Origin of the sequence: Lysinibacillus sp. NPDC097287 (genome assembly GCF_044761695.1) — a bacterium.
Classification (GTDB): domain Bacteria; phylum Bacillota; class Bacilli; order Bacillales_A; family Planococcaceae; genus Lysinibacillus.
Genome location: NZ_JBIWCX010000015.1, coordinates 42,569 through 67,792, shown reverse-complemented (window position 1 = coordinate 67,792; position 25,224 = coordinate 42,569). Strand labels below are relative to the sequence as shown.

At 38.5% G+C, this 25,224-nt stretch carries 21 protein-coding genes and 1 tRNA gene; 4 read left to right on the top strand and 18 right to left on the bottom strand.

Annotated elements, in window-relative coordinates; translation table 11 throughout:
- Positions 1-54 precede the first annotated feature (54 nt).
- The 3 genes from rnr to secG form a co-directional block, all read right to left on the bottom strand.
- Entirely contained in the window at positions 55-2,502 is a 2,448-nt protein-coding gene (rnr, locus tag ACIQ2D_RS18165; RefSeq protein ID WP_402866566.1) for a ribonuclease R, read from the bottom strand.
- 41 nt (positions 2,503-2,543) lie between these two features.
- Positions 2,544-3,290, bottom strand: a complete 747-nt coding sequence (locus ACIQ2D_RS18160; protein ID WP_402866564.1) for an alpha/beta hydrolase — start codon at positions 3,288-3,290, stop codon at positions 2,544-2,546.
- A gap of 180 nt (positions 3,291-3,470) precedes the next feature.
- Positions 3,471-3,698: a preprotein translocase subunit SecG gene (gene secG, locus ACIQ2D_RS18155; protein WP_402866561.1), complete on the bottom strand. Its 228-nt coding sequence runs from the start codon at positions 3,696-3,698 to the stop codon at positions 3,471-3,473.
- A gap of 190 nt (positions 3,699-3,888) precedes the next feature.
- On the opposite strand from secG, the gene ACIQ2D_RS18150 reads away from it, so the two are divergent.
- Both ACIQ2D_RS18150 and ACIQ2D_RS18145 read left to right on the top strand, forming a co-directional pair.
- Entirely contained in the window at positions 3,889-5,094 is a 1,206-nt protein-coding gene (locus ACIQ2D_RS18150) for a transglutaminase domain-containing protein (RefSeq protein WP_402866558.1), read from the top strand.
- A gap of 560 nt (positions 5,095-5,654) precedes the next feature.
- Positions 5,655-7,304 (top strand): alkaline phosphatase, encoded by a 1,650-nt coding sequence (locus ACIQ2D_RS18145; RefSeq protein WP_402866556.1) that lies wholly within the window; start codon positions 5,655-5,657, stop codon positions 7,302-7,304.
- Between the two features lie 718 nt (positions 7,305-8,022).
- Here ACIQ2D_RS18145 and ACIQ2D_RS18140 read toward each other — a convergent pair.
- The 9 genes from ACIQ2D_RS18140 to ACIQ2D_RS18100 form a co-directional block, all read right to left on the bottom strand.
- Positions 8,023-8,844, bottom strand: coding sequence for a methyl-accepting chemotaxis protein (locus ACIQ2D_RS18140; protein ID WP_402866553.1), 822 nt, complete (start codon positions 8,842-8,844; stop codon positions 8,023-8,025).
- A gap of 105 nt (positions 8,845-8,949) precedes the next feature.
- Positions 8,950-10,242, bottom strand: coding sequence for a phosphopyruvate hydratase (gene eno / locus ACIQ2D_RS18135; protein ID WP_402866550.1), 1,293 nt, complete (start codon positions 10,240-10,242; stop codon positions 8,950-8,952).
- Positions 10,243-10,244: 2 nt separating this feature from the next.
- The gene (gene gpmI, locus ACIQ2D_RS18130; RefSeq protein WP_402866547.1) at positions 10,245-11,786 is read right to left on the bottom strand and encodes a 2,3-bisphosphoglycerate-independent phosphoglycerate mutase; all 1,542 of its coding nucleotides are present in this window, start codon (positions 11,784-11,786) and stop codon (positions 10,245-10,247) included.
- Positions 11,779-12,540 carry a triose-phosphate isomerase gene (tpiA, locus tag ACIQ2D_RS18125; protein WP_402866544.1) on the bottom strand — a complete coding sequence of 254 codons (762 nt, stop codon included), beginning with the start codon at positions 12,538-12,540 and terminating at the stop codon, positions 11,779-11,781. Before tpiA ends, gpmI begins: the two co-directional genes overlap by 8 nt.
- 19 nt (positions 12,541-12,559) lie before the next feature.
- On the bottom strand, positions 12,560-13,744 hold the full coding sequence (locus ACIQ2D_RS18120; RefSeq protein ID WP_402866541.1) for a phosphoglycerate kinase: 1,185 nt from the start codon (positions 13,742-13,744) through the stop codon (positions 12,560-12,562).
- 312 nt (positions 13,745-14,056) lie between these two features.
- Positions 14,057-15,070 carry a type I glyceraldehyde-3-phosphate dehydrogenase gene (gene gap, locus ACIQ2D_RS18115; RefSeq protein WP_402866538.1) on the bottom strand — a complete coding sequence of 338 codons (1,014 nt, stop codon included), beginning with the start codon at positions 15,068-15,070 and terminating at the stop codon, positions 14,057-14,059.
- Between the two features lie 34 nt (positions 15,071-15,104).
- Positions 15,105-16,091, bottom strand: a complete 987-nt coding sequence (locus ACIQ2D_RS18110; RefSeq protein WP_402866624.1) for a sugar-binding transcriptional regulator — start codon at positions 16,089-16,091, stop codon at positions 15,105-15,107.
- Positions 16,092-16,264: 173 nt separating this feature from the next.
- Complete coding sequence (locus ACIQ2D_RS18105) at positions 16,265-16,495, bottom strand: glutaredoxin family protein (protein ID WP_402866535.1); 231 nt, start codon at positions 16,493-16,495, stop codon at positions 16,265-16,267.
- A gap of 72 nt (positions 16,496-16,567) precedes the next feature.
- Positions 16,568-18,847, bottom strand: coding sequence for a S9 family peptidase (locus tag ACIQ2D_RS18100; RefSeq protein ID WP_402866532.1), 2,280 nt, complete (start codon positions 18,845-18,847; stop codon positions 16,568-16,570).
- Positions 18,848-19,129: 282 nt separating this feature from the next.
- Here ACIQ2D_RS18100 and ACIQ2D_RS18095 point away from each other — a divergent pair, with 282 nt between their 5' ends.
- Entirely contained in the window at positions 19,130-19,744 is a 615-nt protein-coding gene (locus ACIQ2D_RS18095; protein ID WP_402866529.1) for a spore coat protein, read from the top strand.
- Between the two features lie 45 nt (positions 19,745-19,789).
- Here ACIQ2D_RS18095 and ACIQ2D_RS18090 read toward each other — a convergent pair whose 3' ends face one another.
- The 4 genes from ACIQ2D_RS18090 to ACIQ2D_RS18075 all read right to left on the bottom strand — a co-directional run bounded on the left by ACIQ2D_RS18090 (position 19,790) and on the right by ACIQ2D_RS18075 (position 22,929).
- Positions 19,790-20,512, bottom strand: a complete 723-nt coding sequence (locus tag ACIQ2D_RS18090; protein ID WP_402866527.1) for an amino acid ABC transporter ATP-binding protein — start codon at positions 20,510-20,512, stop codon at positions 19,790-19,792.
- Complete coding sequence (locus tag ACIQ2D_RS18085; RefSeq protein WP_402866524.1) at positions 20,509-21,213, bottom strand: amino acid ABC transporter permease; 705 nt, start codon at positions 21,211-21,213, stop codon at positions 20,509-20,511. Before ACIQ2D_RS18085 ends, ACIQ2D_RS18090 begins: the two co-directional genes overlap by 4 nt.
- 93 nt (positions 21,214-21,306) lie before the next feature.
- A complete protein-coding gene (locus ACIQ2D_RS18080) occupies positions 21,307-22,101 on the bottom strand; it encodes a basic amino acid ABC transporter substrate-binding protein (RefSeq protein WP_402866521.1) in 795 nt (264 codons plus the stop codon).
- 753 nt (positions 22,102-22,854) lie between these two features.
- Positions 22,855-22,929: transfer RNA gene (locus ACIQ2D_RS18075), tRNA-Arg, on the bottom strand.
- A 302-nt stretch (positions 22,930-23,231) separates the two neighbouring features.
- Between ACIQ2D_RS18075 and clpP the strand changes: the two genes are divergently transcribed.
- A complete protein-coding gene (gene clpP / locus ACIQ2D_RS18070) occupies positions 23,232-23,822 on the top strand; it encodes an ATP-dependent Clp endopeptidase proteolytic subunit ClpP (protein WP_402866518.1) in 591 nt (196 codons plus the stop codon).
- Between the two features lie 73 nt (positions 23,823-23,895).
- On the opposite strand, the gene ACIQ2D_RS18065 is transcribed toward clpP, so the two are convergent.
- Together ACIQ2D_RS18065 and whiA are read right to left on the bottom strand one after the other, a co-directional pair.
- Positions 23,896-24,153 (bottom strand): HPr family phosphocarrier protein, encoded by a 258-nt coding sequence (locus ACIQ2D_RS18065; RefSeq protein WP_402866515.1) that lies wholly within the window; start codon positions 24,151-24,153, stop codon positions 23,896-23,898.
- A 112-nt stretch (positions 24,154-24,265) separates the two neighbouring features.
- Positions 24,266-25,213, bottom strand: coding sequence for a DNA-binding protein WhiA (whiA, locus tag ACIQ2D_RS18060; RefSeq protein ID WP_402866512.1), 948 nt, complete (start codon positions 25,211-25,213; stop codon positions 24,266-24,268).
- Positions 25,214-25,224: the final 11 nt, after the last annotated feature.

Here is a 25,224-nt window from a genome sequence, read left to right as displayed (position 1 = left end):
TATGCTCACCCTCTACTCAAAGGTAGGGTAGGACATAGCCTACCCATTCCATAATTATTTACGTTTTGATTTTTTCTTTTTCCCTTTTTTTGCGACACCTTCGTAAAACTTTTGTTTTTGTTTCACGGCTTTTTTCGGTCCAGGGCTAGAGCCATCTGTGCGACGGCCACGTGGATCACGGTCGCTTTCACGACGTTCCCCGCTTTTTGGTTTATCACTACGACCTTTTCCATCATCGGTGCGTCGCCCTCTACCATCTCTAGCTCTCTCAGTGCGACTACCGCGACCGCCTTTACTATCGCTATAGTTTTTACGTGTATGAATAACTGTCGGTGCAGCTTTGCGTGCGCGACCGTAAGACGTAACCATACCTACGATTTCAAAGTCGATCGATGATTCTTCTATGATAACATTAGCTACACGTACTTTCACTTCATCCCCTATACGGAATTGACGGTTTGTACGCTCCCCAATCATAATCATTTGACGATCATCAAAGCGATAATAATCATCTGTCATATTGCTAATATGCACAAGTCCTTCGATCGTGTTTGGTAGCTCGATGAATATACCGAAGTTTGTAACAGAAGAGACAATCCCCTCAAACTCTTCACCAATCTTATCAGACATATATTGTGCTTTTTTCAGTGCATCTGTATCGCGTTCTGCATCCACAGCGCGACGCTCACGTTCTGAAGTATGATCAGCAATTTCATCCATTGCCATGCTCCATTGCGCAATTGTTTCCTGTGAAGTATCCTTATTCACTAAATATGTGCGGATTAATCGGTGCACGATTAAGTCAGGATAACGACGAATTGGCGATGTGAAATGTGTATAGAAATCAGTCGATAAACCAAAGTGTCCAATACTTTCAGGATAGTACTTCGCCTGTTGCATCGAGCGTAGTAACATCGTAGAAATAACTGGCTCTTCTGGCATACCTTCAATTGCTTTTAACACATCTTGAAGTGCCTTAGGATGAATGGTATTGCCCGTCCCTTTAATTAAAATACCGAAGTTCGTGACAAATTCAAAGAAGCGTTGTAGCTTTTCTGGCTTTGGATCCTCGTGAATACGATAAATAAATGGTACGTTCATCCAATGGAAGTGTTCAGCAACTGTTTCATTGGCAACTAGCATGAAGTCTTCAATTAATTTCTCTGCCACTGTACGTTCACGAATCTCGATATCTACTGGCCAGCCGTCTTCATCCACGAGTACTTTCGACTCTTTAAAATCAAAGTCAATTGCCCCACGCATCGTACGTTTATGACGTAAAATATTAGAAAGCTCTGCCATGTCCTTAAACATTGGTACAAGTGGCTTATAACGTTCAATAAGTTCCTCGTCCTGCTCTTCTAAAATTTTATATACGTCTCTATACGTCATACGTTCCGTTGTTTTAATGACACTTTGGAAGATTTCATGAGAAATAACATTACCATCTTCATCAATAATCATTTCACAAGATAATGTTAAACGGTCTACTTGTGGATTTAACGAACAAATACCATTTGATAGGCGGTGTGGAATCATTGGGATTACACGGTCAGTTAAATACACACTTGTTGCACGGTCATATGCTTCAATATCAAGGACTGAGCCTTGTGTTACATAGTAACTTACATCTGCGATATGTACGCCAAGTTTATATGTGCCATCTACATTTTTAGTAACTGTTACTGCGTCATCTAAGTCCTTAGCATCTGCACCGTCAATCGTCACAATTGTTTCATGACGTAAGTCACGACGATCTTTTAAATCTGCTTCTGAAATTTCATCTGGCACTTGTTGAGCTGCAAAGACTACTTCATCAGGGAACTCTGGTGGAATATCGTGTTTATATAAAATAGATAGAATATCTACACCAGGATCATTTTTATGTCCTAAAATTTTCGTAATATAGCCTGTTGCTGATTTTAAATCTTCTGGCCATGTAGCGATTTCTACCACTACCTTATGCCCATCAACAGCACCTAACGTGTCACCTTTTGCGATGAAAATATCCATCGGCAATTTTTTGTCATCTAAGACAACGAAGCCAAAGCCACGGTTTGCTTGGAAAGTACCGACAAATTTCGTTTGTCCACGTTCCACAACTTTCGTAACCGTTCCTTCTCGGCGATCACCAAATGATTCTTTTAATACACGAATCAATACCGTATCCCCATTAATCGCACCATTCACTTCATGTGGTGGAATAAATACATCATCCATACCTTCCACATCAGGCGCTACGAATCCGAAGCCCTTTGCGTGCCCGATAAATTTACCACGCAGTAAATTCATACGTTCAGGTAAGCCATAGCGATTCGAACGAGAACGAACGACTAAGCCTTGGCCTTCCATACGTACCAATGTTTTCACTAGTTCTTTAAATTCATCCGCGTCCTCAAAGCCGAACTCGTCCTCGATTTCACCAACTGTTAGTGGGCTATATTCTTCTTCACCAAAAAAATCGAGTAATCGACTTTGGAGTGAATCTTTATTGTTTGTCATATATTTTACCTCCTTCTTACTGAAAATCTATATGTTATTCTTCAGTCTACCCAATTTAGGCTTTCTAAAAAACGATAAATATCCTCATGTAATTGATCTTTCTCTTTATCTAATGTAATAACATGTCTTGAGTTTTCATACCACTTGATATACTTTTCAAGGGACTCTATTTCATTATATATAATATTGGCAGAATCTGTATCAATAACCTCGTCATTTGTAGATTGCACAACCAAAATTGGCGCATAAATCATATCGATTTCTTTGCGTGTCTGTGCAATAAATTCACGAAGCTGTTGTAATGAAGGCATTCCCTTTTTCGCAATTAACGCTACTTCTTCTTCAATTTGCGATTGTTCCTTACCTTCAAATTGTTTATAGTCTTGTGCATATTTCAGTACGCCTTCAAACATAATGTCTGTTGTACGCATCGTCATTGGTGAACACATCGTAATAATACCTTTGACTGGATAATTTGCCGCGACATTCAATGCCATCACACCGCCAAGCGACAGTCCTGCTACGGCAATTTCTTGATAGCCTGCATCTTTTAATTGTTCGTAAGCATTTTGTACGTCCATCCACCAATCTGCAGGACTTGTTGTAATGAGTTCCTCTGGTTCCACACCGTGACCTTTATAGTGAGGTGCTAAAGTAGTATACCCCTTTTTTTCTAAAAATCGACCAAGCATTCGCACATCCGCGGAACTGCCCGTAAATCCATGTAACAGTAAAACCGCACGCGAACCTGCTTGAAAGAAAAATGGCTGCGATAGTGATTTATTCATTGCACGCCCTCCTTCATCATCAACTTCTCTCTATTATACCCAAATATATGACGACTTTAGCGTAATGGTATTCGAATTTTGAATTGTGCTCGCACAATTCTGTGGACATTTTAACACCAACTATATCAAGTTAAAAGAAAACGCCCAACCATACTTGGTTAGGCGATACATCTTCAACTATTAGATTTTCGTAATAGCGATAGCTAGAATGAAGAATAATACTGCTAATACAATTGTCACACGGTGAAGGATTAAATCCATACCACGAGCTTTTTGTTTACCAAATAGTTGCTCAGCCCCACCCGAGATGGCACCTGACAAGCCTGCACTTTTACCTGATTGAAGTAATACAACAACAATCAATGCTAATGATACGATGATTAATGAAACTAATACTACTGTATGCATCTACTGCACCTCCCGAACTTTGAAACATCACAACACACTACATTATAACAAAAAGTGGGTTCTGTGACAATGTAGGAATCCCAAATCGCACATTGTTGACTTTCGCCTTACATAAATTTGAAAAACAATTTCTAATCCACCCCCACGTTTTATACAATGAAAGAAACGGTGTATATGGAGGTTACGAAAGTTGAAAAAAGCACTTTTTCTTCTGCTGCTCTGTCTTGCATTTATCCTTTCTGCTTGTTTAGACGATGGTGAAGCGTTACAAAATGAAGTAGAAGAACAGAAGCATCCTGAAAGCAAAAAGGTTGCTTCTGCATTTTCAACAACTAATCTCTTTTCTACTACATTATTTGATGAAGATCCTGCATTACTACAATTTGCAAAGGACGTAGAAATACATATTGCTAAATTTGAAAAGACCTTTGAAGTAACATATACAGGAAATTTAGAGTGGAATACATTTGAAGTACAGTTAAATGACCTCACTGGCTTACTTTCCTATGTAAATCCTTATACTGCAGGCTATTTCCTTCAGTATGAATGGGTTTCTGAGGAAACAAGTAAGGGATTCCTCATTGAACTGACGATTACCTATTTAACTGATGCAAAAAAAGAGGCTACTGTTAATACACACGTAAATAACTTTCTAAAGACGTATATTACAAAAAATATGAATGACTTTGAACGCGCAAAAATAATTAATGACTATGTTGTTCAACTTGCTACATATACGGAAGAAGGTGTGACAGAAGGGCAAACAGTATATGAGCTCATTAACGATGAAACGGCTGTTTGTCAGGCATATGCGCTGCTAACCTACCGCCTCTTTAAAGTAGCAGGACTCGAAACTGACTATGTGTATGGCTTTAGCGGTGACCAGCTGCATGCATGGAATTTAGTAAAGGTGGATGGCTCATGGTACCATGTCGATACGACTTGGAATGATACCGAGCCAAATGAACCTTATGCCATTTCATACGAATATTTTTTATTAAATGACGCCCAAATTAGCGTCGATCATCTATGGGTAACTGAAAACTACAAAGCAGCTACAGGAAATGCCTTTAACTTTATGCATGATATGTGGTATGCAGATACCGTGGATGATGTCATTTACTACAATAGTATTAGCGACGCGACGGTGTACTCGTATGATTCCTCGAATAATACCAACAAACAAATCACAGATACTGCTTGCTACTATTTAGCCGTTTACGACGAGGCGATTTATTGTAGTGATTACGATAATGCAGGTTTCTTAACGAAAATATATATAGAAGACGGTTCCGAAGAAGTCTTATTAGAAGAAGAGGTTTTAAATTTATTCATCGACAATGGCACACTTTACTATGAAACAATTGGCGGTGAGACTTACGAAGAAGCACTATAACTAGACTACTCCCTCTAAGCACAGACTTAAAGGGAGTATTTTAAAATTAGGAACAAAATTAACCTTATTATTTGTTAGTATATAGTCTGAAATATATACACAATTTGATAAGTCCTTAAGGAGATGATGTACTTTGTTTAAAAAATTGTATTTCCCTTTACTTTTACTAAGCTCATTGTTATTTGCTTTTGAGGCAAGCACGAGCGAAACGAAACCTTCTTCAGGCAATGATGAAGACTCAAGTCGAAAATACGATTCCCGCTGAAGTATGGGTACAGCATGCATTAGAAAGCAAGTGGTATTTATTGGCTAATACACCTGATCTCGCTGACCGTGAGTATAATTCAAATTTTATTAAAGATACTACTCATATAGGATGGAAAAACCGAGTGTATCTTCCCCAAAAGCTACATCAATTTTGATGGCCCATGAAATTACCCTCCAAAGCAAATCCATCTATTCGTATCACAGGCACGATAATACATTAATTCCTATTTAATACTAACTTCACATTCCTCCATTACACCTATTATGATTTCAATTATATGAGGAGGTAAATCATGAAATTTTTGAAAAAATGGTGTTCATTAGCTTTAGCAAGTACCATGGTGCTCTCATCTCTTAATATTGCGCAACCTGAGGTACATGCAGCGAAAAAACCAACAAATGTAATCATGCTTGTCATGGATGGGAGTAGTAACAATGCCATTACACTTTCCCGTTGGTATAAAGGTGAAAGCTTAGCTTTGGATGACATTTTAACAGGTGCTGTGCGTACTTATTCTGCAGAATCTGCGATTACTGACTCCGCCCCAGCTGCAACAGCATTAGCAACTGGTCATAAATCCAACGCTAAATACATCGGCATTTTACCTTCTATTATTAACTCACCAGGACTTGAACAAATTACAAAAGAGGACGCTTTCAAACCTGTAGCAAATGTTTTAGAAGGCGCTAAGCAAAAAGGAAAAGCTACTGGCATTATTTCCACTTCAGAAATCCAACATGCGACACCTGCAAGCTTTTCGGCTCATGTCAAAAATAGAAAACAATATGATGACATTGCTGAGCAACAAGTTTACCAAAACATTGATGTTGTTTTAGGTGGTGGGCTAGAATCGTTAGCACCCGGTCCTACAAAAAAAGCACGTAAAGATGGCGAAAATTTACTATCAGTTCTTAAGGACAAGCGGTACACTTTCGTGCAAACTCGTGAAGAACTATTACAGAGCCAATCAGATAAACTTTGGGGAAGCTTTGCACTAGGTGCACTTGCCTTCGATTTTGACCGAAAAGCGACAGCAATCAATCAGCCTACGCTAGCAGAAATGACAGGTAAAGCGATTGAGACGCTAAAAAAAGATAAGGACGGTTTCTTCTTATTTGTAGAAGGGAGTAAAGTTGATTGGGCGGCACATAACAATGACACAATCGGCATGATCAGTGAAATTTTATCGTTTGATGATGCTGTTAAAGTAGCAATTGATTTTGCAAAAGAAGACGGTAATACGATGATAATAGCTGTTACAGACCACGGAAACAGTGGAATTACAATGGGGAATGCCAATACAACACATACGTATTCTAGTATTCCGGTTTCTGCTTACATTGATCCTCTGAAAAAAGCAACGATGACAATTGAGGGTGCTTTAAGCCAATTAAAAACAGATAGATCCAATCTTGTCGAAGTGGCAGCACTTTACGGCTTGGATAACTTAACAAGGGATGAGTTTGCTACACTAAATTCGGCAAGAAACCTAGGCAGTAAAATGGTGGAGATGCTAGCAAATCGGGCTAATATCAGCTTTACAACTGGTGGTCATACAGGCGAGGATGTTTTCCTATATTCTTACGGTCCAAGTAAGCTTACTGGACTCGTGGAAAACACAGACATAGCCCTTGCTATGGCCAGGTTTATGGGCTTTGATTTAGGCAAACTAACGAATCATTTATATGTTCCTGCTACAAAATCATTAACTGCTAAAGGTTTTACAACTAATATCGATGTATCTGATGCAACAAATCCTAAATATATTGCTAAAAAAGGGACTCTGACTGTTACAATTCCAGTCAACAAGAACATCGCGATTTTTGAGCAAGTTTCAACAAATGGCGAAGTATCTACAAAGACGCAAACATTTAATACAATCAATATCTATAACGGTACTGATTTCTACGTTTCGGAAAAATTACTAAAAACAATTCAATAAGTTCAAATGCAAAAAAACGGTCTTTCTCCATTATTTATGAGGCAGACCGTTCACTTTGTTGAAAAACATTTACGTCAATAAATTATTTGTTAACGTTTATGAGAGTTTGTTCAAGGGCCCCGTTTATTTCCGTTCCAGGCGGACGCATTCCACTCCAATCAACTAGAATTTTCTTATCAAAATAGTGAAAGAAAGTGGACCAATCTAATTTTGAATGAAGAGAAAAGGACTACTGTATAGGTGGGTATCTTGCAATGAACTGATGGTATTACTTGTATTATTTTTTATTCATCATCCAAAGTTAAGGATAGAGTTTGATGAAAGTACATATTAATTTTAGATTGCTGGTTGATTGGAGTGGAGGTTGGGCGACTCCTGGGGGATTAGCGTCCCAGATGAGACCCTGGAGCGAGCGTATAGGGGAACGAAGGCTAAAACCGTCACGTCCTGTGACAATTTATCTGCGCGAAAGCGAAGCGACAGCAGCACACGCCTTCGTGACCAACATTGTGTTGCCCCGAGGCGTCTCATCGGACGCCCCCGGAAAGCGCCCAGCCGGAACGGAAATCCCCCCTTGTTACTGTAGTTAAAGGAGCTTTTAAGTTTGGTGTAGAGACCTTTTTTAAGAACGATCCATTCACGCAATTTCTATGGACAAGATACTTTATCAACAGAATGAAAAGGCCCGTCCCATTATTGAGACAGACCTTTTTTCATTTTAACGTAAGACTTCTTTTACATAGTGTGCCATTTGTCCACTGACACTACTTAGTTTTTCAATAGCCTCACTAAATTGTTGGACAAGTTCAGCTTGCTCATTAGAAGCCATTTGTACTTGTTCCATACTTTCCATTAAAGATTGTACATTACTTGTAATAGTCTTTAATGATGTTTCGATTTGCTCTGTTGCTGTAGAAGTTTCACTTGAAAGCTTACGAACCTCTTGTGCCACGATATTGAAACCTGCACCGAATTGTCCTGCTCTTGCTGCCTCAATTGAAGCATTCAGCCCTAGTAGATTCGTTTGTTTTGAAATAGTCTTTATGAAATCCGTCACATCATTAGAACGCTGCGAATTTTCTAATGCTTGTCTTGAGCGATCTGTCATCGTTTCACTTGTCGCAGATAATTCTTCTGAATGAGCAGCAACAGCAGTCACCTTAAGCTGTAAATCATTAATGATAGCCTCTAGACTTTTCATATATTCTTCAACTTTTTGTTGTGCTTCTACTGGAAATATAAAGCTTAACGCGCCAACAACCTTACCATTTTCACGCACCGGATAAATTTCACTATTCATCGGTGAACCGAACATTTCTACTGGTATATCCATTTTTAAAATTTGACCCTGAAATACTCTGCGTAATTCCGGTGAATCATCAATAATCGTACCCTGTTTTAAATGTAATTTCACTTTTGAACCTTCTAACACAAATACCACTGATCGCGTTTCTATATCGTTTAATGTAATCGCAATTTCTTTGTCGAACACTTCATGAAACATTGGCAAAGTTTCTACTAATGACTGCATAATACCCATCTATATTCCCCCTTATTTTCTATTTTACTCCAATTAATTATGTAAAAAAAGGGATGTTCCAAAAGTATTTACATGCTTTTAGAACATCCCAAGTGTTGCTAGAACTTATTTTAGGTTATAGAAAGAATTTAAACCATTGAACTGAGCAGTTGCACCAAGTTGGTCTTCAATGCGAAGAAGTTGGTTGTATTTAGCTACGCGGTCTGTACGAGATGGAGCACCTGTTTTAATTTGACCAGCGTTTGTAGCTACTGCGATATCAGCAATAGTCGCATCTTCTGATTCACCAGAGCGGTGAGAGATTACTGCTGTGTAACCAGCACGTTTTGCCATTTCGATAGCATCAAATGTTTCTGTAAGTGTACCAATTTGGTTAACTTTGATAAGGATTGAGTTACCAACGCCTTGTTCAATACCAGCAGATAATTTTTTCGTATTTGTAACGAATAAATCGTCTCCTACTAATTGTACACGAGAACCGATACGGTCTGTTAGTAATTTATGACCAGCCCAGTCGTTTTCGTCTAAGCCGTCTTCGATAGAGATGATTGGGTATTTAGAAGTTAACTCTTCGTACCAATCAACCATTTCTTCAGAAGTTTTTACAACGCCTTCACCAGCTAAGTGGTATTTGCCGTCTTCTTTGTTAAATAGTTCAGATGAAGCTACATCCATTGCAAGACGTACTTCTTCGCCTGGTTTGTAGCCAGCTTTTTCGATTGCTTCAAGAATAACAGTGATTGCTTCTTCGTTTGAACCAAGGTTTGGTGCGAATCCACCTTCGTCACCTACAGCTGTATTGTAGCCTTTGTTTTTAAGAACGTCTTTTAAGTTATGGAAGATTTCAGCACCCATGCGTAATGCGTGGCGGAAAGACTCTGCACCAACAGGCATAACCATGAACTCTTGAATATCTACGTTGTTATCAGCGTGAGCACCACCGTTGATGATGTTCATCATTGGCACTGGTAGTTGTTTTGAATTGAAACCACCAAGGTATTGATAAAGAGGTAGATCTAAATAATCTGCCGCAGCGTGTGCTACTGCCATAGATACACCTAGGATTGCGTTAGCACCTAGTTTACCTTTGTTTTCAGTACCATCAAGCTCGATTAAAGCTTGGTCAACAACTACTTGGTCAAGAACAGAATAGTTTCCTTCTAATTCTTGTGAAATAATTGTATTTACGTTTTCAACTGCTTTTAATACACCTTTGCCAAGGTAACGAGATTTGTCACCATCGCGTAATTCAACTGCTTCGTATTCACCTGTAGATGCACCTGATGGCACGATTGCACGACCAAAAGCACCTGACTCTGTAAATACTTCTACTTCTACTGTTGGGTTACCACGTGAGTCTAAAACTTCGCGAGCATATACTTGTGTAATAAATGGCATAATCAATTCTCCTCTTTTTCAATTAATGATTTTCCTGTCATTTCAACAGGTTGTGAAACCTCTAATAATTCTAACATGGTTGGCGCCAAATCGGCTAAAATGCCACCATTTCGTAATATTAAATTCGATTTTGTCACAATTACCGGAACCGGATTTGTTGTATGTGCTGTCATCGGTTTTCCTTCTAAAGTTAACACTTCATCAGAATTCCCGTGGTCAGCTGTAATAATAGCTGCACCACCTTTAGCAAGCAGGGCATCTACTACTTTACCAAGACATTCATCTACTGTCTCAATTGCTTTAATTGTCGGCTCTAACATACCACTATGCCCAACCATATCTGGGTTTGCAAAGTTCAATATAATGCCGTCAAATTTATCTGAAGCAATCGCTTCTAGCAATGCTTCTGTTACTTCATAAGCACTCATTTCTGGTTTTAAATCATACGTCGCTACTTTTGGAGAAGCGATTAAAATACGTTCCTCACCAGCGAATGTCTCCTCACGGCCACCACTCATAAAGAAGGTAACGTGTGGATATTTTTCAGTTTCTGCAATACGAAGTTGTGTTTTACCATTTGCAGCTAACACTTCACCAATCGTATTTTTCAAATTGTCATTTTCATAAGCAACTTGCGCAGTCACTTCATCGCTATAATGCGTAAAGGACACGAATTTTAAATTTTTCGGATGATTTGCAGAAAGTTCAAAGCCATCGAAATCATTATTTGTAAATACTTTTGAAAGTTGAATTGCTCGGTCAGGACGGAAGTTGAAGAAAATTACTGCGTCATTGTCAGCAATTGTCGCTACCGACTTGCCTTGTTCTTGGATGCTAAACGGCACAACAAACTCATCAACCACATCTTTTTCATACGATTCCTTCACGCCAGCAACTGCACTCTCTGCCGTGCTCCCAACACCATCGACTAGTACGTTATACGTCAGTGCTACACGGTCCCAGCGTTTGTCGCGGTCCATTGCATAATAACGACCATGGATCGATGCGAACTTACCAACACCAATAGAAGCCATTTGTTTTTCAGTTTCTTCGATGTACCCAAGTGCTGTTGCAGGACCAACATCACGACCATCTAAGAAACCATGTACAAATACATCCTCTAGACCTTGCTGTTTTGCAAGTTTCAATAGCGCAAACATATGCTCATAATGGCTATGCACACCACCATCAGATAATAACCCCATTAAATGAAGTTTAGAGTTATTTGCTTTTACATGCGCTACTGCATCTAAGAATGCTTGATTTGTAAAGAAGTCACCTTCACGAATCGATTTGTTCAAGCGAGTTAAGCTTTGGTACACGATTCGACCAGCACCGATATTTAAGTGCCCAACTTCAGAGTTCCCCATTTGACCGTCTGGTAACCCTACTGCTTCACCAGCCGCTGTTAATGTTGAATGAGGGAATTTACTCCAATAACGATCGAAGTTTGGTTTCTTCGCTTGTGCTACTGCATTTCCGAATGTCTCATCACGAAATGCAAAACCATCTAAAATAATTAGTGCTACTGGCTTTTTAGGCATTTGCTGCTGCCTCCAATAATTTTAAATATGACTCTGTTTGAAGACTTGCACCGCCAACTAAAGCGCCATCGATATGCTCTTTAGAAAGTAGCTCTACAATATTATCAGGTTTCACACTTCCACCGTATTGTATACGAACAGATTTTGCTGTTTCTGCATTGTATAATTTTTCAACAACTGCACGAATAGCTCCACATACTTGGTTTGCATCGTCTGCTGTAGCAGTTTTGCCTGTGCCGATTGCCCAAATTGGTTCATATGCAATCACCATATGCTCCACTTCTTGCGCTGTAAAACCTTTAAGTGCAGCAGTAATTTGACCAGCTACTTTTTGTTCAGTCGTACCCGCTTCACGTTCTTCTAACGTTTCACCACAGCAAATAATTGGCACAATATTATGCGCGAGAGCCGCTGCAACTTTTTTGTTGATCGCTTCATCTGTTTCATTATAATATTCACGACGTTCTGAATGACCTAAAATCACATAGTCCACGTCAATGCTTGCTAATTGTGTAGGGCTGATTTCCCCTGTGAATGCACCTTCGTTTTCGTAGTGCATATTTTGAGCACCGATTGCAAGATCTGATTCACCCGCAACTTGTACAAGAGTCGGTAAATAAATAGCTGGTGCGCAAATAACTGCGTCCACTTTATCATTTGAAGGAATTTTGTCCAATACAGTATCAACAAATTGAACTGCCTCTTCAAATGATTTATACATCTTCCAGTTACCTGCAATAATTGGTTTACGCATGGATAGTGCCTCCCATAACTTATTTATCGTTTAACGCTAGAATACCTGGTAGTTCCTTACCTTCCATTAACTCTAAAGAAGCTCCGCCACCAGTTGAGATGTGGTCCATTTTATCAGCAACGTTGAATTTTTCTACTGCCGCAGCTGAGTCACCGCCACCGATCACAGTGTAGCCAGCTGTTGCTGCCATTGCGTCAGCTACAGTTTTTGTACCATTTGCGAATTTATCCATTTCAAACACACCCATTGGTCCGTTCCAAATGATTAGCTTTGAATTTTTGATAACTTCAGCGTATTTTGCTGCAGTTTTCGGTCCAATATCTAGACCCATCCAGTCTGATGGAATTGCATCTACATCGACCACTTTTGTTTCTGCATCTTTTGAGAATTCATTCGCAACTACTGCATCGATAGGCATATGTAGCTGCACGCCTTTGTCTTTCGCTTTTTGAATGAATCCTTTTGCTAATTCAATTTTATCTTCCTCTAAAAGAGACTGTCCGACATCATAACCTTGTGCTTTAAGGAACGTGTAAGATAATCCACCACCGATAATTAAATGATCTACTTTTTCAAGTAAGCTTTCAATTACGCCGATTTTATCTTTTACTTTCGCACCACCGATAATCGCTGTAAATGGACGCTCTGGCTCTGATAATGCTTTACCAAGCACATCTAATTCTTTTTCCATTAAGAAACCTGCTACAGCTGGGACATGTTTTGCAATACCTTCAGTTGAAGAGTGTGCGCGGTGAGCTGCACCGAATGCATCATTAACATAAACATCTGCAACACGAGCAAATTGTTCTGCAAGTGTCGGATCATTTTTCTCTTCACCCGCATGGAAGCGTACGTTTTCAAGTAGCACAATGTCTCCATCTTGCATTTTTGCAACCGCTGCCTCTACTGCTTCACCAATTGACTCATCCAATTTTGTAACCGGCTTACCAATTAGTTCAGCTAATCGAACGCCAACTGCTGTTAGACGCATATCTTCTTTAACTTCACCTTTTGGACGACCTAGGTGAGAAGCTAAAATAACTTTTGCACCTTGCTCTACTAAATACTTAATCGTTGGAATTGCTGCGCGAATACGTGTTTCGTCTGTGATTGCACCGTTTTCCATTGGTACGTTGAAATCTACTCGTACAAAAACTCGTTTACCTTTTACATCAATATCTTGCATCGTCTTCTTGTTTAACATGAAGAAACCCCCTTCAAAGTTGGTTGGTTATTAGGTGTAAGTGTTTCACCCATCTTGGTGCTACACACTCTTTCCCGCTACCTGATTTTCGAAAATGGACATTTACTAGCTCTATTCGTAGCAAAAGTTATTTCATAATGATCGGTAATAACTTAAAACGTATATTTTATCAAAAAAGGAGTAAGGATAAATGTTCCTTACTCCTTTTACCCTCGTATATTATATCTTTTTGATATTATAAAGGCTATACTTTTTAAACGTAAAAAGTGGTATTATGACACACTTTTTACTTCGTTTTACGAATTATGACACTTATTTGTTGTTGATACCGCGTTTATACACATAAAGTGCTAAATCCATTAAACGAGTTGAATAGCCAACTTCATTGTCATACCAAGCTAGAACTTTCACCATGCGGTTTTCCATAACCATTGTTGAAAGACCATCAACAGTTGAAGAGTGATTGTTACCATTGTAGTCAATTGATACTAATGGAAGGTCGTTGTAACCTAAGATACCTTTTAGTTCACCTTCAGCAGCTGCTTTTAATGCTGCGTTGATTGACTCTTTAGTAACTTCTTCTTTAAGTTCTACTACTAAGTCTACGCAAGATACGTTTGGTGTTGGTACACGCATAGAGAAACCATCTAATTTACCTTTTAATTGTGGTAAAACTTTAGATACCGCTAAAGCTGCACCAGTAGTTGTTGGAATCATTGACACTGCACCTGCACGAGCACGACGAGCATCAGCGTGTGGTAAATCTAAGATGCGTTGGTCGTTAGTGTATGAGTGAATTGTAGTCATCATACCGCGCACGATACCGAATTTCTCATCTAATACTTTTGCTACTGGAGATAAGCAGTTTGTTGTACAAGATGCATTTGAGAATACATCATCTGTTTCTGGGTTATATTCTTCGTTGTTAACACCCATTACAAATGTTGGCATACCGTTACCTGGCGCAGAAAGAATTGCTTTTTTCGCCCCTGCTTGAATATGCATGCCTACTTCTTCCTTCGTCTTGAATCGACCTGTACATTCAAGAACTACGTCTACACCTAGTTCGCCCCAAGGTAATTTAGAAGGATCTTTTTCAGCTGATACTTTAATTTTTTTGCCGTTCACTACGATAGAATCGCCTTCTGCATGTACATCAGCTTCATAGACACCGTGTACTGAATCATATTTCAATAAATGCGCAAGTTGAGCCGCATCTGTTAAATCATTAATTGCTACTACTTCGATTTCTTCATGCTTCATTGCCTCACGAAATACTACACGTCCAATACGTCCAAATCCATTAATCGCTAATTTTAATGCCATCGTCAATTCCTCCAATAATGTTCTAATATATTTTTTACAGTAAACTTTCAGCTATAGCCTTCGCTGTCGCTTCATCTGTTATAAAAACAGTTTGCTTTGGCGCTACCTTAAAATAAGATAAAATCGCACTCACTTTTTGTTTACCTGCTGCTACTGCTATTAAGTTATTACATTTTTTTACTTGTTCGAGTTGGATACCAATCGTACGAATACGATGCACAATTTCACCATCGGCATTGAAATAATAGCCGAATGCTTCACTGACAGCCCCTTTCTCCTCAAGAATTCGTAAATCATCGGGTGAAGAATTACGACGAATCGCCATTTCCTCTGCGGAACCAATCCCATGAATTACACAATCTGACTGATCATAGTATTGCATCATGTCAACTACCATCGGCTCTGTTAACATCGCCTGATACGCTTGTTCACTCAAATGTTCGGGTAAAAATAGCGTTCGGTATTGTGCATTCATTTTCGCAGCAAACATTGCGACGAGAGTATTTGCCTGCATTTGCATTTCATGACCAATACCACCTCGTGCTGCGACAAATGTAACGTTTTGTCGCGTATCATCCAATTGTAAAAATTGGGCTAATGATGCGACTGTTTTGCCACCAGTGACAGCGACAATTTGTCCGCTACTAATCGACTCATTGAACTGCCTTGCCGCTTCCTTACCGAGTAACGTTAACACTGTCTCATCTTCATCGTAATTGCCAGGTACAACAATAACACTTTGTACACCTAAACCCTTTTTAAGCGTTAAGGCAAGCTGTGTTAATCCAGTCCATTCATATACCATTTCTTGCAATTTTTCGATTACAGCTAAACCGTCCTCAGTACATAACATTCCCGATTTATCCGATTCTAATAACACTTGCTCACGTAAAATTTCAGTTTCTTTGCGAACTTCCCGCTCAGTCATTTTTAACGTCTCTGCAAGAACTCGTCGTCCAATCGGTTGCATGAGCTGTACCGTTTGCAAAATTCGATACCTCGTTAGGAGGAGTTGGTACATCTCTGGAAGCAATTTTTTCTGTGCATCATGTGTCGATAAAATGTTGATCCACCCTCCCTTAATCAAGGTGGGACATTTTCAGTCCCGATGTATAATTTTATGTCCCACTTACAATTTGATTATAATATGAAGAACAAGAAAATACAATTTATTTTATCAAAAAAAAGCACTTTTTATACAAGTGCTTCTGCTAAGGTTGCGTAATCCAAATTTCCATATTGCAGAATCCGACCTTCTTTTTCCACCACAGGGATCATTAACATATACTTTTCATGTATAGCATCATCTTCTTCAATATCAATGATTTCAATATCAAAAGCTATATCTTCCTGAACGAGCTTCAATGTACGAAGTCCGTCTACACACAATTCACAATTTGCTCTACTATAGTATTTCACATTCATGTAAAAGCACCTCCTGCCTTTCATTATAAAAGGCTGAGCAGGAAGGTCAATTCCTGCTCAGCCTCAATATCATTATTTTAAATGGCTATCTAAAAATTTAATCATCGCATTATAAAACTCAATGCGGTTTTCTTCGTTTGCAAAGCCATGTCCTTCATTTTCTTTCAGCATGTACTCTACATCAACACCTCTTGCTCGTAGTGCTTCAACGATTTGGTCAGACTCTGCTTGATTAACACGTGGATCGTTCGCACCTTGTGCTACGAATAATGGTGTTTTAATTTTATCTGCATGGAACACTGGTGAAACTGCTGTTAATAACTCTTTATCTTTCTCTGGATGTCCAATACGCTCATAGAACATATTTCGTGTCGTTTCCCAAGTTGGTGGGATTGTCTCTAATAGTGTAAATATATTTGAGACGCCGACATAGTCAACAGCAGCTGCATATAAATCTGGTGTAAACGTAATACCTGCTAATGTTGCATAGCCTCCGAATGATGCACCGTAAATACCAATACGCTCCGGATCAGCAATACCTTGATCAATCGCCCACTGTACGCCGTCTGTTATATCATCTTGAATTTTGAGACCCCATTGTTTGTTTCCAGCTTGTAGGAATTCTTTGCCGTAGCCTGTTGATGAACGGAAATTCACTTGTAACACTGCATAGCCACGGTTCGCGAGAAGTTGGACTTCCGGGTTAAAGCCCCACATATCACGTGCCCATGGACCACCATGCGGGTTAACGATTAGCGGTAAATCTTCAGCCTTCTTATTTTTCGGTAATGTTAAATAGCCGTTAATTGTTAGACCATCTCGGCTCTTATAAGAAATCGGATGCATCTCTGCCAAGTCTTCTGGTTTTAACCAAGAGCTTAAATTTGCTAACTCTGTCAATTCATCTGTTGTAGAATCATAGTAATAATATTTTCCGTATACCGTGTCGCTTGAAATACTCACGATGAATTTTGTCATTTCTTTGTTGTAATCGTTAATACCGAACTCGCTTTCCGTTACCCCTAGCTTGTTTTGAATTTTACGGAAAATCTGCTCAAAGTTATTATCAAAAAACTTGTAATGTACTTTATCAGTTACGTAAGCACCGTATAATATTTTGTCTTGCTGAGGACTGTATAATACAGCGGCTACATCCACATCTGGATGGGACATTATAACCGTCTCTTTACCTTCTAAATCATATTTAACAACCTCGACTTTATCTCTTCCTTTGTTAGATGTTGCATAAATGTATTTATTGTCTTTTGAGAATGCGAGTGGGTATACTTCATCCCCTGCCTTCATCTCGATAAATGGCTTAAATTCATCTTTTTCTGTTTCACGATATAAAACAACACCTTCTACACCATCAGAAACTAACGCCAGTCGAATATTTCCTTCTCGATCTGCTACCCAGTCAACAACATTCCCAGGATTTTTTGCAACTAGTGTTGTTTTACCTGTTTTCACATTAAACTTATAAACATCAAATAATGTTGCATCTTCTTTATTCATCATAATCAGTATTTCATCTTTAACACCTTCTAGTTCACTTACTACTCCCACTGTTACTCCTGGATAAGGCGTTAAATCTTTTTCCTCTCCTCCATTAAATGTTGAAGAATAAATATGGAAATTTTCATCGCCTCCATTATCCTTTACATAAAGTAGCGTGTCATCTTTCCAGAAGAATCCCCCTACATTACGATCCTTTGAGTTTGAAACGCGAACTGGTTCACTATCATCATTCATTTTTTTCACAAATACATTTAAACGATTTTCCCACTCAGAAGTAAATGTAATGTAATTACCATCCGGTGAAAGTACATAGCCGAAGTCTCCAGGATTCCGCATAAAATCATCTACCGAAATTTCTTTTACACCCTTATCATCTGTAGGATTTTTAATATTCAGACAATTATTCAGAATAATCGTTGCATCTTTTTCAGTAATTGTAGTAAATTCATTTGAAATTCCTTTAAACAGACCTAGCTTGTCCGCTTTTGCTTTGTATTCAGTTAGACTTTTTTCATTTTCCTCCTGACCAAGCGCTCTTACCAAAATACGTGCAACTTCATCATGCTTAATATAAAAATTTAAGTTTTTCAACTCTCCATCTTTAACCCATTCAGCAATTACTTGCTGACGCATTGTGTCTGAACCATGTTGAAACGTTAAAGTAGTTACAGCCAAATCAAGAAATCCCTTCACCGATAAACGATCTTCTTGCGTCTCTGCAAGCACACTCTTGTTCGGTTCATTAACTGCCCGTACTTCCTGCATTGTGACAGGATAGACAGCAGATGCAGTTAAAATGACTGCTAATGATGCCGATAAAAATCTCTTTTTCAAATTGACCCCTCCTTATATCAGTTCTCGTTATATCGAATGTCGATACAAGAAAATTATACCAATCACAGCATAATTGTCAATATTTGAAATAAATGTTTTTTAATATGTATATTTTACAAAATGGTGCATAGTTTTTTCCTCTCCAATGCAAATTTTTCTCTCAATGCAACTGTACAAATAGCCTAAATCACACATATTACAACCTTTCCATTCTCGTATGAAAAACAAAAATTCAACCATACTACATATTGCATCAAAAATTGTCACAGAGGAGGAATTTTTTTGTCACAATCGTTTTCTAATGATCAACCGAATACATCATCATTCAATCAACAACAAAGCCTTAATCACGGTGGTCACGAAATGATGGACATGCATGAAACAATCGGTGAGATTATTGCAGGGCTCAATCAATCCATTATTTTACGTCCACATGTAAAAGACCCCGAACTGCTTAATATTTTAGATCGCCAATATAATTTCACAATTGGCGCCTATAACACCATTGTTGAATCCTATAACACAGGTCATGACCCATCTGTACCAACCGGTCGCTATCAAATGGAAACAGGTAATAACTTCACATATGGCTTAAAACCTGGTCAACCGAAAAAACCGATGCAAAATGCAAATGAAATTAACGACGAAATAATTTCAGGTTTTTTACTCGGTGCTCATAAAGGCGCAGCAAAAGGGATGACTGGCACAGCCCTGGAGACAACTAATCCAGTAGTTCGCCGCGTAGTTGCTGATAGTATCCCCAACTGTATCGAGATGGCATACGAAATATCGATTTACCAAAACAAACATGGCTACTATCAAGTGCCACAATACTCAGAACAAGATATGCGTCAAATGCTCGATGCCTTTGGAACCTCAAAAAACCCTCTCCATTAAAACAAAAACCATTCAATGCTACTACGCTTTGAATGGTTTTTCTTCTTATAATATTTTTCCTAAAAAAGCTTTTGTTCGTTCATTATGTGGATTGCCGAAAAGCTCATCTGGTGTTCCTTCTTCTACTATAAAACCACCATCCATAAAAACAACTCGATCACCAACCTCACGAGCAAATCCCATTTCGTGTGTTACAACAATCATTGTCATTCCTTCAGATGCTAAATTTTTCATAACATCCAACACTTCTTTTACCATCTCTGGATCTAACGCTGAAGTCGGTTCATCAAAAAGAATAGCTTTTGGCTTCATCGCTAATGCACGGGCAATAGCAACACGCTGCTGTTGACCACCTGAAAGCTGCTCAGGATAATTATACGCCTTACTATCAAGACCCACTTTTTTAAGTAGCTCATGTCCAAGTATCTCTGCGTCAGCACGTTTCATATTACGAATTTGCATCGGTGCCATTGTTATATTATCAATGACTGTCATATGTGGGAAAAGATTAAATTGTTGAAATACCATGCCGACCTCTGAACGAATTGCATTGATATTTGTCTTTGGATCGTTGATTTTTACATTCTCAATGTAAATTGCACCATCCGTTACCTCTTCAAGCATATTAATGCAGCGTAAAAATGTACTTTTCCCTGAACCAGAAGGGCCAATCACACAAACAACTTGCTTTTCATGAATCTCATAATCAATACCCTTTAATACTTCTAGTTTACCAAAATATTTGTGTAAGTTTTCAATTTTAATCATCGCGCTATCCGCCCTTCTGCTCTACGAGGGACATAGCTATTACTAAAACGCTTCTCTATAAATGCTACAATTTTCGTTACACCATACGTTAATATTAAATACAATAAAGCTGCCACAATATACGGCTCCCAGAATCGGAAGCTTGCACCCGCCACCACTTGCGCTGCATATAAAATATCTGGTGCTGCAATGATTGTCACAAGTGATGAATCTTTTAACAATGCGATAAATTCATTGCCTAACGGTGGAATCATGCGCCTAAATGCTTGCGGTAAAATTACTTTACGCATCGCTTGATTATGTGTTAAACCAAGTGATCGCGCTGCCTCCATTTGCCCTTTGTCGATACTTTGAATACCTGCACGGAAAATTTCAGCATTGTATGCTGCACAGTTTAAAACTAGTGCGGTAATACCAGACACCATAAAGCCGAGTGAATGGCCAAATATTGTTGGAATTAACGCTAAGTGAATCAATAAAATTTGCACAAGCATCGGTGTTCCACGGAATAAATCCACATAAATCTTTGATGGCCAGTATATCCATTTCTTTTTCGATAACTTTCCCAACCCTAAAAATAAACCTAAGATAATTCCACCAAGATAACCGCTTAGCGTCAAAATTAACGTGATGCCAATACCACGTATAAACATATCACGGTAGTTCCAGACTGTGTCCCATTGTAAATCAAAGATGTCCATCCGAACCCACTTCCCCTTTTTTCAATCAATTAGCAAAAACAAGCATGTCGGTCACCACTTTACCTAATGACCACCCATGCTATATTCTGAAAATCACTTAAAATCCGTACCAGTAATTTCTTTTAATTTCCCGTTGTCTTTAATCTTTTGTAGACCTTCATTTAATAGTGATAGTAACTCTTCGTTCCCTTTACGTACCATGAAGCCATAGTATTCTTTTTCAAAGTTATCATCTTTTACTACCTTAATTTTTGCTTTTGGATTTGCCTTCATATATTCATACACTACTGCATTATCACCAATTGTTGCATCTACGTTACCGTTTAACATTTCTTGAATAGCAATAGGTTGGGTTTTAAATGCCATGATATTTGTACTCGCATCCCCTTGTAGCTTTTTCGCAGCCACATGACCTGTTGCATTAATTTGTACAGAGATTTTTTTATCTTTTAATTCAGCTAATGATTTAATATTAGAATCTTCTTTTACAACAATTAGTAATTGAGATTCATAGTACGGCTCTGTGAAATCGTATGTTTGTTTTCGCTCATCTGTAACCGTAATACCTGATGCACCAATATCAGTTTCTCTGTTTTTAATTGTTTGGAATACTGCCTCCCATCCAGTGTTTTGCCATTCTACTTCAAAATCCATTTCGTCAGCGATTGCTTGCATAACATCTACGTCAATCCCTACGATGTTGCCTTTGTCATCTACTGATTCAAATGGAGCAAATGTTGCTTCTGTTGCTACCTTGTAAACTTTTTTACCTTCACTATCACCCGAAGTACCGCCATCTGATGAAGTATCTTCTTTTGTGCCACATCCCGCTAATACTAGCGAGAATGCAGCAACGATCATTAATAACATCCATAAACGCTTTTTCATAGAACTTCCCCCTAAATAAAATGATTTTCCGATAATGTTTTTACATTTTATTCGGAAATTTTAGATTATTGAGTTAATTATAGTAACAATATAATCTATATACAACATTTATTCATAGAAAGTAATTGTTTTTTCATAAAAACGGATCATCGTAAAAAGGTGGGGATGACATTTGGTAAAGGTGTATAACAATATAAGAATGCTCGTTGATTGGAGTGGAGGCTGGGCGAGTGTAGCTGACGGCATTCGCCTTTCGCTACAGAGCAAAGCTTCCTGGGGGATTAGCGTCACAGATGAGACCCTGGAGCGAGCACCGCGAGTGAAGCGGCTCATCGGACGCCCCCCCCCCCCGGAAAGCGCCCAGCCGGAACGGAAATCAACCCCAAGTTATGATGATGACCCATAAAAATAGAATTATATATTAGAACATAATATAATAAACAATCCTAAACGAATACTTATGCAACTATAAGATAATTTTCAAAATAATATTTAGTTATTTTTTTGCACAAAAAAAGAGTCCCCCTCAGAAAGGGACTCTTTTTCGGACTAGGAAACTAGCCTCACGTTCGGTATGTTCACTAAAAATAATTTGGAGTTATTGCTTTTTTGAAGGTTTGAAAAGATGAAATTGGGGAATAATGCCGATGAAACAGTATTCCTAATTTTATTCCTTCCATCTCCACTAAGCAGGCTGCTAAGCTACTTATCCGGAGAATAAAGCTATAAAATCGATCTATTAAGTCAGTAAAATGGCGCCCTCGGAGGGAATCGAACCCCCAGTGCAAGAACCGGAATCTTACGTGTTATCCATTACACCACGAGGGCAATTGAACATAAAAAAAGTACGCACCTAAAGCCTTCATGACAAAAGCCTGACGGAGAGTATCCTTCGAAACATAACTGCATGGTACTTTAACTACGATCCTTCTATTATACAAATGTCTTGCTTACATTTCAACTACTGTTTTTCTTTTGTTTGAAAAAAATATACTTTTAATAAATTTCGCATTATCAGCGTTAATATTTGACCTTCCCTGACTATAATGTGTATGATAAAGTTACAGCTGAGATATTTTGGTCTATTTCAGCAATAGTAATCGAATTTAGCTTTTTAAGGAGGATTTAACATGAATTTAATTCCTACAGTTATTGAACAAACAAGTCGTGGTGAACGTGCATATGATATCTATTCACGCCTACTTAAAGATCGTATCATCCTTTTAGGTAGTGCTATTGATGACAATGTAGCCAATTCAATCGTTGCACAGCTTCTATTCCTAGAGGCAGAAGATCCAGATAAGGATATTTCACTTTACATCAACTCTCCAGGTGGTTCTATTACAGCTGGTATGGCGATTTACGACACAATGCAATTTATCAAACCTAAAGTACAAACAATTTGTATTGGTATGGCTGCATCAATGGGTGCTTTCCTACTTGCTGCTGGTGAACCAGGTAAACGCTGTGCATTGCCAAATGCAGAAGTAATGATTCACCAACCACTTGGTGGAGCACAAGGTCAAGCGACTGAAATTGAAATCGCTGCGAAACGCATTCTATTCTTACGTGATAAATTAAACACTATTTTATCAGAACGTACTGGTCAGCCACTTGAAGTCATCGCAAGAGACACTGATCGTGATAACTTTATGACAGCTGAACGTGCCAAAGAATATGGTTTAATCGACCACATCTTCAGCCGTAGCGATCGTAAATAACAATAAAAATCCGCCTAGCTTTCAGTAGCTAGGCGGATTTTTTGTCATAGTATTGCAGCAAAGCCTTCTTCTATTAATCAGCTTTTTGAATCAATGTTGCTAAAGATGTAACCGCTTGCTCAGCATCGTTACCCTCACCGCTTAAAACGACTTCCGTCCCTTTAGCGATGGCTAGGCTCATAACGCCCATAATGGATTTTGCATTAACTTTTTTCTCATCTTTCTCAAGAAAAACATCTGCATTGAAGCGATTAGCTTCCTGTACAAACAACGCTGCTTGTCTAGCTTGTAAACCTAACTTTAATTTTACTTCGACTCTTCTCTCAATCATTCGCAAAACTCCCCTTCAGTACCGTTCATCTTTTATTTAATCTTACCTTAATTGTTGTGAAAAGAACAATAAGCGATAATGCATTACTTTCATGCCATAAAAGTATGGAAGCTTAGCCACCTACTTTTTCGCCTCGTCGCAATGCTTCTGCAATTTCATCAATTTTACGTAATCGATGATTGACGCCTGATTTACTCACGGTTCCACTCAATACCATTTCACCTAGTTCTTTCAATGTTACGTCTTGATATTCTACCCTTAATCGTGCAATTTCACGCAATTTTTCAGGTAATTGATCTAAACCTATTGAATTTTCGATAAAACGTATATTGTCGACTTGGCGTAATGCTGCACCAATCGTTTTATTTAAATTCGCAGTTTCACAGTTTACTATACGATTTACACTATTTCGCATATCTCGTAAAATCCGTACATCCTCAAATTTCATCATCGCTTGATGTGCACCGACGATATTTAGAAAGTCAGAAATTTTTTCAGCTTCTTTTAAATAAGTGACAAAGCCCTTTTTACGCTCAATGGTCTTAGCATTGAGGTCAAACTCATTCATTAAATCCATTAGCGCCTCGCCATGCTCTTTGTATAATGAATATACTTCTAGGTGGTAGGCAGACGTTTCTGGATTATTTACCGAGCCCCCTGCTAAAAATGCCCCACGCAAATAGGCTCTTTTTTGACCACTCTTTTTAATCAGCTCTCTTGAAATTGTATGATTAAATTGAAAATCATCCGAAATAATCGCCAAATCAATAAGTAGCTCTCTAGCTCCGTCTCGAACACGACAAATGTAAACGTTATTTTTTTTCAGACGCATTTTTTTTCGTACAAGTAGTTCGACATTATAAGGATACAACTTTTTCATGATCGTATAAAGTCTTCTAGCAATCGCTGCATTTTCCGTTTGTACATCTAAACTTAGTTGCTTGTTCGCAAAAGATAGCGAGCCATTCATACGAATTAACGCTGATACTTCCGCTTTCATACATTGATCATCGGCTTCGACTTGTGTCAGTTCCTTTTTGGTTTCTGAGGCAAAAGACATCTCCTAACCTC

Bases quoted from the DNA above. Each gene is read 5' to 3' on its own strand.
- ACIQ2D_RS18145 (WP_402866556.1), top strand. From the start codon at position 5,655: ATGAAATTTTTGAAAAAATGGTGTTCATTAGCTTTAGCAAGTACCATG.
- ACIQ2D_RS18065 (WP_402866515.1), bottom strand. From the start codon at position 24,153: ATGATTGAGAGAAGAGTCGAAGTAAAATTAAAGTTAGGTTTACAAGCT.
- rnr (WP_402866566.1), bottom strand. From the start codon at position 2,502: ATGACAAACAATAAAGATTCACTCCAAAGTCGATTACTCGATTTTTTT.
- whiA (WP_402866512.1), bottom strand. From the start codon at position 25,213: ATGTCTTTTGCCTCAGAAACCAAAAAGGAACTGACACAAGTCGAAGCC.
- ACIQ2D_RS18110 (WP_402866624.1), bottom strand. From the start codon at position 16,091: ATGTACCAACTCCTCCTAACGAGGTATCGAATTTTGCAAACGGTACAG.
- ACIQ2D_RS18080 (WP_402866521.1), bottom strand. From the start codon at position 22,101: ATGAAAAAGCGTTTATGGATGTTATTAATGATCGTTGCTGCATTCTCG.
- eno (WP_402866550.1), bottom strand. From the start codon at position 10,242: ATGCCATTTATTACACAAGTATATGCTCGCGAAGTTTTAGACTCACGT.
- gpmI (WP_402866547.1), bottom strand. From the start codon at position 11,786: ATGCCTAAAAAGCCAGTAGCACTAATTATTTTAGATGGTTTTGCATTT.
- clpP (WP_402866518.1), top strand. From the start codon at position 23,232: ATGAATTTAATTCCTACAGTTATTGAACAAACAAGTCGTGGTGAACGT.
- ACIQ2D_RS18140 (WP_402866553.1), bottom strand. From the start codon at position 8,844: ATGGGTATTATGCAGTCATTAGTAGAAACTTTGCCAATGTTTCATGAA.
- ACIQ2D_RS18085 (WP_402866524.1), bottom strand. From the start codon at position 21,213: ATGGACATCTTTGATTTACAATGGGACACAGTCTGGAACTACCGTGAT.
- ACIQ2D_RS18105 (WP_402866535.1), bottom strand. From the start codon at position 16,495: ATGAATGTGAAATACTATAGTAGAGCAAATTGTGAATTGTGTGTAGAC.
- gap (WP_402866538.1), bottom strand. From the start codon at position 15,070: ATGGCATTAAAATTAGCGATTAATGGATTTGGACGTATTGGACGTGTA.
- tpiA (WP_402866544.1), bottom strand. From the start codon at position 12,540: ATGCGTAAACCAATTATTGCAGGTAACTGGAAGATGTATAAATCATTT.
- ACIQ2D_RS18090 (WP_402866527.1), bottom strand. From the start codon at position 20,512: ATGATTAAAATTGAAAACTTACACAAATATTTTGGTAAACTAGAAGTA.
- ACIQ2D_RS18160 (WP_402866564.1), bottom strand. From the start codon at position 3,290: ATGAATAAATCACTATCGCAGCCATTTTTCTTTCAAGCAGGTTCGCGT.
- secG (WP_402866561.1), bottom strand. From the start codon at position 3,698: ATGCATACAGTAGTATTAGTTTCATTAATCATCGTATCATTAGCATTG.
- ACIQ2D_RS18120 (WP_402866541.1), bottom strand. From the start codon at position 13,744: ATGTTAAACAAGAAGACGATGCAAGATATTGATGTAAAAGGTAAACGA.